We start from the raw sequence: 11,500 nt of genomic DNA, 5'->3' as shown, positions 1-11,500 counted from the left end.
CCATGAGCAGCACCCTCACGCCGCAGCAGGCCTGGGACACCCTCGTCGAGGGCAACCGACGCTTCGTCTCCGGCACGACGCAGCGCCCGCACAGTGACGGCGAGCGCCGGCGCGAGCTCGTCGCCGGGCAGGCACCCCAGGCCGTCATCTTCGGGTGCGGCGACTCCCGCGTGCCAGCCGAGATGATCTTCGACCAGGGCCTCGGCGATCTGTTCGTCGTGCGCACCGCGGGCCACGTGCTCGACCCCAGCGTGCTCGGCTCGATCGAGTTCGGCACCGAGGTGCTGCGCGCACCGCTCGTCGTCGTGCTCGCGCACAAGAGCTGCGGCGCCATCAACGCGACGCTCGCCGCCGAGGAGACCGGCGACATGCCGCCGGGGTACCTCCACACGATCATCGAGCGCGTCATGCCGTCGATCCTGCACGGGCGCAAGCACGGGCTGACGACCGGCGAGCAGTTCGAGGCCGAGCATGCCCGGGCGACGAGCGAGCTCCTCCCCCAGCGCAGTCAGCTGATCCGTGATCGCATTGACGCCGGCCGGCTCGCCGTCGTCGCCGTGCACTACGACATCGGTGAGGGCGAGGCGCACGTCGTCGGCACCCTGGGTGACATCACGGCCTGATCGTCCGACGCTGTCACCGTGCCGCCGTCCCCCAGCGAGTGGCGGCACGCCTGATGTCGCGGCACGCACAGGCTGCTGTGCGCCCCTCCCGGGCCACTCGCACACTCGGGGGCCTCGGGAGGGCCCGCAGGGACGTTCGGCCCTGACGCGGCGGGCCGGCTCGGCCTACCGTCAGTGGTGACCCGAGGTCTCGTCCGAGAACCCGCCGACGAAATGAGCCGTCATGCCCAAGCCCGCCGTCCGCGTCGCCGTCAGTGGAGCTGCAGGTGCCATCGGATACAGCCTCCTGTTCCGCATCGCGGCGGGTGAGCTGCTCGGGCCCGATCAGCCGGTGGAGCTGCGCCTGCTCGAGGTCGACGAGGCGCTCGGCGCGCTCGAGGGCACCGTCATGGAACTGCAGGACTGCGCGTTCCCGTTGCTCGCGGGCATGGAGACCGGCTCCGACGCGCGCCGCATGTTCGACGGCGTCTCCCACGCGTTGCTCGTCGGGGCTAAGCCGCGCGGCCCGGGCATGGAACGCGGTGATCTGCTCGAGGTCAACGGCCGGATCTTCGGCCCGCAGGGTGAGGCGCTCAACGACGCGGCGTCCGATGACGTGCAGGTCACCGTCACCGGCAACCCCGCGAACACGAACTGCCTCATCGCGATGCACGCCGCGCGGGACATCCCGAACGAGCGCTTCAGTGCGCTGACGCGCCTCGACCAGAACCGCGCCGTCGCGCAGCTCGCCACGAAGACGGGTGCGAGCGTCACCGACATCCACGACGTCATCATCTGGGGCAACCACAGCGCGACGCAGTACCCGGACGTCACGCACGCGACGGTCCATGGCCGTGCCGCGCGCCTCGAGGTGGGCGACGATGCCTGGCTCAACGACGTCTTCATTCCCACCGTCGCCAAGCGCGGTGCCGCGATCATCGAGGCGCGCGGAGCGTCCTCGGCCGCGAGCGCGGCGAGCGCAACCATCGATCACGCGCGCGACTGGGCGCTCGGCACCGAGGCGATGGTCTCGATGGCCGTTCCGTCGGACGGCTCCTACGGGGTCCCCGAGGGCCTCGTGTCGAGCTTCCCCGTGACGGTGCGTGACCGCGCCTGGCGCATCGTGCCGGACCTGACGATCGACGAGTTCAGCCGCGCCCGCATCGATGCGAGCGTCGCCGAACTTTCGAGTGAGCGAGACGCCGTCCGAGCCCTCGGGCTCATCTGAGCGTCGAGACCGCGCGTCGGCGCGTCAGGAGACCAGGGGGTTCCTGACGCGCCGACGTGCATCCCACGAACAGTAGGGCCCGAGCGACCGGGGCCGTCTGACGTAGCCGGCACGACTGGTGAACCGCAGGACGTCACAGCGTCATGACGAGCTATCGACGAACCTCACCATCCGGTCGAACGCCTCGTCGAGCTCATCGCTCGCGACAGCGAGGCTCATCCGCATGAACCGGTGCCCGTCGACGGGGTCGAAGTCGACCCCTGGCGTGATGGCGACGCCCGTCGCGGCGAGCACGTCGGCGCACCAGCGCGCGGAGTCGTCGGTGAGGTGCGCGACGTCGCACCAGGCGTAGAACGCGCCGTCCGGTGGCGCGTAGGTCGTCACCCCGATCTCGGGAAGGCGCCGCTGCACCAACTCACGATTGCGCCGGTACGTCTCGACGTGCTCCTCCAGCTCACCGCGTGCCGCCTCGCCGAGGGCCGCGAGCGCCGCATGCTGTGACACGGCCGGCGGGCAGATCGTGAGATTCGAGGCGAGAATGGCGACGCGTCGGCGCAGGTGCGCGGGCACGAGCATCCACCCGACGCGCCAACCCGTCATCGAGAAGAACTTCGACACCGAACCGATGACGGCGCCCTGGCGCGACGTCTGCCACGCGCTCGACGTCGCGCGCCCGAACGAGATGCCGTGGTAGATCTCGTCGCTGACGAGCAGCACGCCGTGTGCGTCGCACCAGCGCGCGATAGCTGCGAGTTCGTCCGCGTCGATGATCGTGCCCGTCGGGTTAGCGGGGCTCGCGACGACGAGCCCCTTCGGCGCGGCGACGCGCGCGGCACGTTCCGCCTCGAGCATCGCGACGGTGGGTTGGTAGCGCACCTCGGCGCCGCACGCGAGCTCCACGACGGACGTCCCCAGCGCCCGCAGCGTGTTGCGGTAGGCGGGGTAGCCCGGGCGGGTCATCCACACCTCGTCGCCGCCGTCGAACGCAGCGAGGAACAGCAGCGTGAACGCGCCCGACGACCCGGTCGTGACGACGACGTCGTCAGCACTCACGTCGTCGACGCCGAGGTCGCGGTGATACGCGGCGATCGCCTCACGCAGCGGCCGGATGCCGACCGTCTCGGTGTACCCGAGCGCATCGGCCTCGATCGCCGCGACGGCCGCCTCCCGGGCTGCACGGGGCGCGCCCGTCGAGGGCTGGCCGGCGCACAGGCTGATGACGTCGCCGTGCGTGCGCTGACGTTCCGCTGCCGCGGCGAGCACCTCCATGACGTGGAACGGCTCGACGTCGCTGCGTCGACTCGGCTGGGCGGCTGGCAGGCTCATGCCTGCCACTGTGACACACCCCGCACGCGTGACGGCCGTCGGCGCTGTTCGTCAGCTCCCGTCGATAGCTCGCCGGGCCACCACACGACTGGGAGGCAGACGACTGCGCCCAGATGCACCCGGTGCATCTGGGCGCAGGACGAAAGCGCGTAGCCGGCAGTTCAGTCCATCGACAGCTCGCGCTTGACGACGTCGGCGAGGTGCGAGGCGACGGCGTGCGCGCGTTCGGCGGTGTCGGCCTCGACCATGACGCGCACGACCGGTTCGGTGCCCGACTTGCGCAGCAGCACGCGCCCGGCGCCGGCGAGGTCGCTCTCGGCGGCGCGCACAGCGGCCTGGACGCCCTCGTGCGAATCGACGGCCGACTTGTCGACGCCCTTGACGTTGATGAGCTTCTGCGGCATCCGCTGCATGACGGCGCCGAGCTGGGCGAGCGAGCGCCCACTCGAGGCCACGCGCGCAGCGAGGAGCAGGCCGGTGAGCACGCCATCACCGGTCGTGCCGTGGTCGAGTGCGATGACGTGCCCGGACTGTTCGCCCCCGAGCGAGTACGACCCGCGGCGCATCTCCTCGAGCACGTAGCGGTCGCCGACACCGGTCTGCTTGACGGTGATGCCCTCGCGCTCCATCGCCTTGATCATGCCGAGGTTACTCATGACCGTCGCGACGAGCGTGTCCTCGGCGAGCACGCCGCGCTCCTTGAGGTCGAGCGCGAGGATCGCCATGATCTGGTCACCGTCGACCACCTCACCCGTTCCGTCGACGGCGAGGCAGCGGTCCGCGTCACCGTCGAAGGCCACACCGAAGTCGGCTCCATTCGCGACGACCGCTTCCTGCAGCTTCTCCAAGTGCGTCGAGCCGTAGCCGTCGTTGATGTTGAGCCCGTCCGGCGTCGCACCGATGACGACGACGTCCGCGCCCGCGCGGCGAAACACCTCGGGCCCGACGACGGAGGCCGCGCCGTGCGCGCAGTCGACGACGATCTTGAGGCCCTCGAGGCGGTGCGGAAGCGCCCCGAGCAGGTGACCGATGTACTTCTCACTGCCCTCGGCGTAGGAATGCACACGACCGACCGACGCACCCGTCGGACGCTCGTATTCCTCATGCAGGTGCGCCTCGATCGCGTCCTCGAGCGCGTCGGGCAGCTTGTGGCCGCCGCGGCTGAAGAACTTGATGCCGTTGTCGGGCATCGCGTTGTGCGAGGCGGACAGCATCGCGCCGAGGTCGGCGTTCATCGTCGCCGTCAGGTAGGCGATGGCCGGCGTCGGCAGCACGCCCGCGTCGTAGACGTCGACGCCCGCGCTTGCGAGCCCGGCGACGGTGGCCGCACCGAGGAACTCCCCCGACGCGCGCGGGTCGCGTCCGACGACGGCGACGGGACGCTCGTGATCGGCCGAGACCTCCCCGGCCTCGACGAGTACCCGTGCTGCTGCGACGGACAGCCCGAGTGCGAGCTCTGCCGTGACGTCCTGGTTGGCGACGCCACGCACACCGTCAGTGCCGAACATGCGGCCCATGTGCCCCTCCTGAGGTCTTCGGAATCTCTCTCCACAATACGCGGCGGTACGCGAATCGCTCCGCACCCGGCGCATGGGCCGGATACGGAGCGATTCGAGCAGTGCAGCGCGTGGATCAGCGCTTGCTGAACTGCGAAGCCTTGCGGGCCTTCTTGAGACCGGCCTTCTTGCGCTCCGGCACGCGTGCGTCACGCGTGAGGAAGCCGGCCTTCTTGAGCACCGGACGGTTCAGCTCCTCGTCGACGCCGTTCAGCGAACGAGCGACACCGAGGCGAACGGCACCGGCCTGGCCCGAGGGGCCACCGCCGTGCACGCGCACGAGGACGTCGTACGCACCGTTCAGCTCGAGGGCAACGAGGGGCTCGTTGACGATCTGCTGGTGCACCTTGTTCGGGAAGTACTCCTCGAGCGAGCGGCCGTTGATCTTCCACTCACCCGTGCCCGGGACGATGCGCACGCGGGCGATGGCCTGCTTGCGACGGCCCGTGGCCGCACCCGGTGCGGATGCGGACGGACGACGAACCTCGCCGTCCTCGCCGACCGGGCCGGTCGACTCGCTCGTGTACTCCGTCAGCTGCGGCTCGTCCGTCTCGAGGGCGTCGAGCTCGACATTCTGGTCTGCCACGTTTCTCCTAAGAATTCTTGGCAGGCGCGATTACTGCGCGACCTGGGTGATCTCGAACGGCTTGGGCTGCTGCGCGGCGTGCGGGTGCTCGGCACCGCGGTACACCTTGAGCTTGGCGATCTGGGCGCGGCCCAGCTTCGTCTTGGGCAGCATGCCTCGGACGGCCTTCTCGACGGCCTTCTCCGGGTCCTTCGCCATGAGCTCGGTGTAGGAAGTCGCCGTCAGACCACCCGGGAAACCGGAGTGGCGGTAGGCCTTCTTCTTCTCGAGCTTGGCGCCGGTGAGGGCAACCTTGTCGGCGTTGATGATGATGACGAAGTCACCGGTGTCGATGTGCGGAGCAAACGTCGGCTTGTGCTTGCCGCGCAGCAGCGCCGCGGTCTGGGACGCGAGGCGACCCAGAACGACGTCGGTGGCGTCGATGACGTGCCAGGCGCGGTCGGCCTGAGCCGACTCCTGGTTGGGGGTGAACGTACGCACGGTCGTTCCCTTCGTTCTGTCGTTGACGATGGGGGCGGCCACTTCGCACGTCACACCCTGTGCAGGGCGCGCTGCGAAGCAACAGATGTCAATGTTACGCGGCCCTGCTGACCTGAACCAATCGAGCGCAAACCGTGACAACCATTGCGGCCCAACGCTTTTCATCGCCGCTCAGTGGGCCACCTCCGCGCACGAGTCACTCTTTGCACAACTTTTGTGCAAAATCCTCACGCGTCGTACCCTGGATGCCATGGAGCCCACGGCTGCCGCAGACACCTACCGAGTGCTCGCTCACCCTCTGCGCTCACGCATCCTCGCCCATCTGCGTCTGCACGGTGGCTCGACCTCCGCCGAGCTCGCCCGCGCACTCGGCACACACACCGGCGCCACGAGCTACCACGTGCGTGTCCTCGAATCGGCGGGCCTCGTCGAGGACACCGGGCTTGGCAACGCCAAGACCCGGGTGTGGGCGATCGCCGACGACGAATCCGACGATGAAGACGGTTCGACGACCGATGCTCTCGGCTTCATCGACGAGGCCGACGCGGAGGACGCCCGGTGGCTCGAGCACGACTACGTCACCCACGTCAGCGAACGCGCCCACGCCTGGGTCGACGAGCAGGAGGGCTGGACCTACGTGTGGCAGGAGGAGTGCCGCGCCTTCGACGCTCCCGTCCTGGTGAGCGAGGAGCAGATGAGCGCGCTGCGTTCCGAGATGGAGGCGCTGCTCGGGCGCTACCGCCGCATGGGTGCAGGTACACCCGGCGCTCGCCGGGTGGCCGTCACCGTCATCCCGCTGCCCCTGCCGCCGAGTTGAGCTCAGGCGTGCGGCAGCTCGCGCATGACACGCGACGCCTCCGCGCGCGCTGCCCACTCCTCGGCCGGCGGGTACGAGACCTCCTCGAGGCACAAGCCGTGCGCCGGCATGACGACGACGCCCGGGTCACGACGGCCGGACGTCATCACCTCGCGTGGCCAGCCGACATCCCTGCGCCCCTCCCCCACAGGCACGACCGCGCCGACGAGGGCCCGCACCATCGAGTGGCAGAAGGCATCGGCCTCGATCCGCCCGACGACGACACCCTCGTCGTCCCGGCTCCAGCCGTAGTGCAGGAGAGTGCGAATCGTCGTGGCTCCCTCGCGCTTCTTGCAGAACGCCGCGAAGTCGTTCAGCCCGACGAGTCGCGCGGCTGCCTCGTTCATGGCCTCGACGTCAAGGCCCCGCTTCACGACGACCGTGTCGTGGCGGCGCAACGGGTCGAGCTGCTCCGGTCGGTCGAGGATGCGATACGAATAGCGCCGCTGTGTCGCCGAGAAGCGCGCGTCGAAGTCTTCGGAGACGTTCGCCACGCGTCGCACGACGACATCACGCGCGAGAACTCCGTTGAGCCGGGTGACGAGCGCCTCGGCCGGCGTGCGATCGCTGCGTCCCGGAAGACGCTCAGCCACCGTCCGGTCGAGGTCGACGTGGCAGACGCCCCCACGGCCGTGGACACCGGCATCCGTCCGGCCGGCCACGGTGAGCTCGAGGCCGGCGACACGGCACACCGTCTCGAGGGCCGAGGTCAGTTCACCCTCGACCGTCCTGCGCCCCGGCTGCGCCGCCCACCCGCTGAACTCGGTGCCGTCGTAGGCGAAGTCGATCCGAAAGCGCATGGGCGAAAGCCTACCGACAACGACGGAGCCCACCCGACCTCCGAAGAGGAAGGGTGGGCTCCGTCCGAGATGATCAGCGCAAGGCGGGAATCACGAGCGTGACGCTCAGGCCTCGTCGACCTTCTGAGCCTCAGTCGCGGCCGGAGCGGCCTGCTCGTCCTTGGCCGCACGCTGCGTGGCAGCCTCGGCCTCCTTGACCGTCGACTGCTTGGCGGAGTAGGCCTCACGCACGAGCTCGATGACGACCATGGGGGCGTTGTCGCCCTTACGGGGAGCGATCTTGGTGATGCGCGTGTAACCGCCCGGACGCTCGGCCATGTCGGGCGCGATCTCCGTGAAGAGGCGGTGGACGACGCCCTTGTCGCCGATCGAACGCATGACGCGACGACGCGAGGCGAGGTCACCGCGCTTGGCGAACGACACGAGGCGCTCGGCGTACGGACGCAGGCGCTTGGCCTTGGCTTCCGTCGTCGTGATGCGGTCGTGGGCGAACAGCTGCGTGGCCATGTTGGCCAGGATCAGCCGCTGGTGCGCCGGGCTACCGCCGAGGCGGGCACCCTTCGTGGGGGTAGGCATGTGTTTCTCCTTGGTCTACCGGTCCGCTCCGAGTGGGCTCGGAGCGATCCGAAAAGCTGCTCAGTACTGCTCGTCCTCGGCGAGGTCCGCGCCGTCGGCGTCCTCGTCGTAGCGGTCGGCGATGACGCTGGCGTCGAACCCGGGCGGGCTGTCCTTCAGCTGGAGGCCCATGTCACGGAGCTTGTCGGCGACCTCGTGGATCGACTTCGAACCGAAGTTACGAATGTCGAGCAGGTCGGCCTCGCTGCGGGACACGAGTTCACCCACGGTGTGGATGCCCTCGCGCTTGAGGCAGTTGTAGGAGCGGACGGTGAGGTCGAGGTCCTCGATCGGCAGAGCCAGGTCCGCGGCGAGCGCGGCGTCGGTCGGCGACGGGCCCATGTCGATGCCCTCGGCCTCGACGTTGAGCTCACGGGCCAGACCGAACAGCTCGACGAGCGTCGAACCGGCCGAAGCCATGGCGTCACGCGGAGCCATCGAGTTCTTCGTCTCGACGTCGACGATGAGCTTGTCGAAGTCGGTGCGCTGCTCGACTCGCGTGGCCTCGACCTTGTAGGTCACGGCCAGCACGGGCGAGTAGATGGAGTCGACCGGGATGCGGCCGATCTCCTGCTCCGCCGACTTGTTCAGCGCTGCCGAGACGTAACCGCGGCCGCGCTCGACCGTCAGCTCCATCTCGATGTTGCCCTTGTCGTTGAGCGTGGCGATCTCGAGGTCCGGGTTGTGCACCTCGACACCGGCCGGGGGCGCGATGTCAGCGGCGGTGACCACTCCGGGGCCCTGCTTGCGCAGGTACATCACCACGGGCTCGTCGTGCTCCGAGGAGACGACCAGACCCTTGATGTTGAGGATGACCTCGGTGACGTCTTCCTTGACGCCCGGGATCGTCGAGAACTCGTGCTGCACACCGTCGATGCGAAGGCTGGTGACGGCGGCACCGGGGATGCTCGAGAGCAGGGTGCGACGCAGGGAGTTGCCGAGCGTGTAGCCGAAGCCCGGCTCCAGGGGCTCGATGACGAACCGCGAACGGCTCTCGGAGACAACTTCCTCCGACAGGGTGGGGCGCTGTGCGATGAGCACTGTCGATGTCCTTTCCTACGGCGACCGCTATTTGACGCCGGGTGAACGAGCAGGAATCGAGTCCTGCGCCGGAACGAGCTCTGTCTCTCGAACCGGCCGGTGGACGGCGGCGGGCGCACTGGGTGCGGCCTGCCGCCGTCCGACGTGAAGAAGGATCAGTTCTTCGAGTAGAGCTCGACGATGAGCTGCTCGGTGAGCTGGCTGTCGATCTGCTCACGGGTCGGCAGCTGGTGGATGAGCACCTGCAGCGTGCCGGGCACGACGTGCAGCCACGCCGGAACCGGACGCTCGCCGAACGTCTCGCGAGCGAGCTGGATCGGGAAAGCCTCGCGCGACTTCTCACGGACCGTGATGATGTCGTACTGCTCCACGCGGTAGGACGGAACGTCGACGCGCTTGCCGTTGACCTCGAAGTGACCGTGCGTCACGAGCTGACGAGCGGCACGACGGGTGCGGGCAAGGCCTGCGCGGTAGATGACGTTGTCGAGGCGGGACTCGAGGATGACGAGCAGGTTCTCACCGGTCTTACCAGGACGGCGCGCGGCCTCCTTGTAGTAACGGATGAACTGCTTCTCCATGACGCCGTAGGTGAAGCGAGCCTTCTGCTTCTCCTGCAGCTGGTGGAGGTACTCCTTCTCCTGGACGCGGCCGCGGCCGTGCTGTCCGGGCGGGAAGGGGCGCATCTCGAAGTTCTTGTCGCCACCGACGAGGTCGGTCTTGAGTCGACGCGACTTCTTGGTGATCGGGCCGGTGTAACGGGCCATGGTGGGTTGTCTCCTAGTTCGTCAGGAAGGTCGTGCGGATCTGGTGATCAGACGCGACGACGCTTGGGCGGGCGGACGCCGTTGTGCGGCGTGGGCGTGACATCGCTGATCGCGCCGACCTCGAGGCCGGTTGCGGTGAGCGAGCGGATGGCGGTCTCACGACCGGAACCCGGGCCCTTGACGAAGACGTCGACCTTGCGCATGCCGTGGTCCATGGCACGACGCGCGGCGGCCTCGGCGGCCATCTGCGCTGCGTAGGGGGTCGACTTGCGGGAGCCCTTGAAGCCAACCTGGCCCGCGGACGCCCACGAAATCACGGCACCGGTGGGGTCCGTGATGGAAACGATGGTGTTGTTGAACGTGCTCTTGATGTGGGCCTGGCCCGCAGCAACGTTCTTCTTCTCCTTGCGGCGCACCTTCTTGGCGCCCGCGGCCGTACGGCTCTTGGGAGGCATAGTTCGAATCTCCTGTTTCGACGCTCGTTAGAGGAAGTAGTCGTGCTCAGCGTGAGCTGAGTGACTTACTTGGCCTTCTTCTTGCCGGCCACGGTGCGCTTCGGACCCTTGCGGGTACGAGCGTTCGTCTTGGTGCGCTGACCGTGCACGGGCAGGCCACGGCGGTGGCGCAGACCCTCGTAGCTACCGATCTCGACCTTGCGGCGGATGTCGGCGGCGATTTCACGGCGCAGGTCACCTTCGAGGCGGAAGCTGGCCTCGAGGTGGTCACGCAACTTGACGAGATCTTCCTCGGTGAGGTCGCGGACACGGGTGTCCGGGTTGACGCCGGTTGCTGCCAGCGTCTCCTGAGCGCGGGTGCGTCCGACGCCGAAGATGTACGTGAGGCCGACCTCGACGCGCTTCTCGCGCGGCAGGTCGACACCGATGAGACGTGCCATGAGTTCTCCTGAATCATGAGCGGAGGTCTGGAGCAACACCGGTCCCGCTATGGCGTGAACCCCGTTGCCGATGTCGGCGGGTCCGCGGGTCCCCGGCCTCCGCGCCGGGGGTGACGTCCACTGGCGTGTCTCGTGAACAGATCGCTGTTTCCATCGCTCTGATGAGATCTCGACGACGATCCGCGTGCGGATCTCGTCAGAGCCCAGTGGGGCCGGGTGCTGCAGTTGTTTTTGCTGCGTCCTGTGGAAGACGCTGCGAGCAAGATGCTCTAGGGGATGATCAGCCCTGGCGCTGCTTGTGGCGCAGGTTGTCGCAGATCACCATGACGCGCCCGTTACGGCGAATCACCTTGCACTTGTCGCAGATCTTCTTGACGCTCGGCTGAACCTTCATCTGCCTGCTGTCTTGTCGATCGCGCCCCTGACACGCGAGCCGCGCTGCATCCGCGAGGGAGCAGCGCGCCGGCCAGGGACTGGGTTGAATCAGCGGTAACGGAAAACGATACGGCCGCGGGTCAGGTCGTACGGCGAGAGCTCCACCACGACCCGGTCCTCAGGGAGGATTCGGATGTAGTGCTGACGCATCTTGCCCGAGATGTGTGCGAGCACCTTGTGACCGTTCGTCAACTCGACCCGGAACATTGCGTTCGGGAGAGCCTCGACGATCGTGCCCTCGATCTCGATGACACCGTCCTTCTTGGCCATGTCCTCCGCATTTCGCTGAGCGATCCCACCCCGGTTGGGTGTGATC

The 11,500-nt window shown here is 68.2% G+C and carries 15 protein-coding genes; 3 read left to right on the top strand and 12 right to left on the bottom strand.

Annotated elements, in window-relative coordinates:
- The first annotated feature begins 2 nt into the window (after nt 1–2).
- On the top strand, nt 3–623 hold the full coding sequence (locus tag EVU97_RS06180; protein WP_006946116.1) for a carbonic anhydrase: 621 nt from the start codon (nt 3–5) through the stop codon (nt 621–623).
- 223 nt (nt 624–846) lie between these two features.
- Nucleotides 847–1,830 carry a malate dehydrogenase gene (locus EVU97_RS06175; RefSeq protein ID WP_129664312.1) on the top strand — a complete coding sequence of 328 codons (984 nt, stop codon included), beginning with the start codon at nt 847–849 and terminating at the stop codon, nt 1,828–1,830.
- A 141-nt stretch (nt 1,831–1,971) separates the two neighbouring features.
- Here the strand turns inward: EVU97_RS06175 and EVU97_RS06170 are convergent, their stop codons facing one another.
- The 4 genes from EVU97_RS06170 to rplM all read right to left on the bottom strand — a co-directional run bounded on the left by EVU97_RS06170 (nt 1,972) and on the right by rplM (nt 5,778).
- The gene (locus tag EVU97_RS06170) at nt 1,972–3,156 is read right to left on the bottom strand and encodes an aminotransferase class I/II-fold pyridoxal phosphate-dependent enzyme (protein WP_129664310.1); all 1,185 of its coding nucleotides are present in this window, start codon (nt 3,154–3,156) and stop codon (nt 1,972–1,974) included.
- A 161-nt stretch (nt 3,157–3,317) separates the two neighbouring features.
- Nucleotides 3,318–4,673, bottom strand: a complete 1,356-nt coding sequence (glmM, locus tag EVU97_RS06165) for a phosphoglucosamine mutase (protein ID WP_129664308.1) — start codon at nt 4,671–4,673, stop codon at nt 3,318–3,320.
- 115 nt (nt 4,674–4,788) lie between these two features.
- Nucleotides 4,789–5,298 (bottom strand): 30S ribosomal protein S9, encoded by a 510-nt coding sequence (gene rpsI / locus EVU97_RS06160; protein ID WP_047310364.1) that lies wholly within the window; start codon nt 5,296–5,298, stop codon nt 4,789–4,791.
- Between the two features lie 30 nt (nt 5,299–5,328).
- A complete protein-coding gene (gene rplM / locus EVU97_RS06155) occupies nt 5,329–5,778 on the bottom strand; it encodes a 50S ribosomal protein L13 (protein ID WP_047311058.1) in 450 nt (149 codons plus the stop codon).
- A 250-nt stretch (nt 5,779–6,028) separates the two neighbouring features.
- Between rplM and EVU97_RS06150 the strand changes: the two genes are divergently transcribed.
- Complete coding sequence (locus tag EVU97_RS06150; protein ID WP_129664306.1) at nt 6,029–6,595, top strand: helix-turn-helix domain-containing protein; 567 nt, start codon at nt 6,029–6,031, stop codon at nt 6,593–6,595.
- Between the two features lie 2 nt (nt 6,596–6,597).
- Here the strand turns inward: EVU97_RS06150 and truA are convergent, their stop codons facing one another.
- The 8 genes from truA to infA form a co-directional block, all read right to left on the bottom strand.
- The gene (gene truA, locus EVU97_RS06145) at nt 6,598–7,434 is read right to left on the bottom strand and encodes a tRNA pseudouridine(38-40) synthase TruA (RefSeq protein WP_129664304.1); all 837 of its coding nucleotides are present in this window, start codon (nt 7,432–7,434) and stop codon (nt 6,598–6,600) included.
- A 105-nt stretch (nt 7,435–7,539) separates the two neighbouring features.
- Nucleotides 7,540–8,010: a 50S ribosomal protein L17 gene (gene rplQ / locus EVU97_RS06140; RefSeq protein ID WP_047310367.1), complete on the bottom strand. Its 471-nt coding sequence runs from the start codon at nt 8,008–8,010 to the stop codon at nt 7,540–7,542.
- 60 nt (nt 8,011–8,070) lie between these two features.
- Nucleotides 8,071–9,090 carry a DNA-directed RNA polymerase subunit alpha gene (locus EVU97_RS06135; protein WP_047310368.1) on the bottom strand — a complete coding sequence of 340 codons (1,020 nt, stop codon included), beginning with the start codon at nt 9,088–9,090 and terminating at the stop codon, nt 8,071–8,073.
- Between the two features lie 155 nt (nt 9,091–9,245).
- Nucleotides 9,246–9,854, bottom strand: a complete 609-nt coding sequence (rpsD, locus tag EVU97_RS06130; protein WP_047310369.1) for a 30S ribosomal protein S4 — start codon at nt 9,852–9,854, stop codon at nt 9,246–9,248.
- Nucleotides 9,855–9,901: 47 nt separating this feature from the next.
- Entirely contained in the window at nt 9,902–10,309 is a 408-nt protein-coding gene (rpsK, locus tag EVU97_RS06125; protein ID WP_047310370.1) for a 30S ribosomal protein S11, read from the bottom strand.
- Nucleotides 10,310–10,374: 65 nt separating this feature from the next.
- On the bottom strand, nt 10,375–10,749 hold the full coding sequence (gene rpsM, locus EVU97_RS06120; protein WP_047310371.1) for a 30S ribosomal protein S13: 375 nt from the start codon (nt 10,747–10,749) through the stop codon (nt 10,375–10,377).
- A 280-nt stretch (nt 10,750–11,029) separates the two neighbouring features.
- Nucleotides 11,030–11,143 carry a 50S ribosomal protein L36 gene (gene rpmJ, locus EVU97_RS06115; protein WP_007928044.1) on the bottom strand — a complete coding sequence of 38 codons (114 nt, stop codon included), beginning with the start codon at nt 11,141–11,143 and terminating at the stop codon, nt 11,030–11,032.
- Nucleotides 11,144–11,232: 89 nt separating this feature from the next.
- Nucleotides 11,233–11,454: a translation initiation factor IF-1 gene (gene infA / locus EVU97_RS06110; protein ID WP_006946284.1), complete on the bottom strand. Its 222-nt coding sequence runs from the start codon at nt 11,452–11,454 to the stop codon at nt 11,233–11,235.
- Between the last annotated feature and the right edge of the window lie 46 nt (nt 11,455–11,500).

Source organism: Dermacoccus sp. 147Ba (assembly GCF_004151355.1).
GTDB classification, from domain to species: Bacteria; Actinomycetota; Actinomycetes; order Actinomycetales; family Dermatophilaceae; genus Dermacoccus; species Dermacoccus abyssi.
This window is presented reverse-complemented; position numbering and strand designations above follow the sequence as displayed.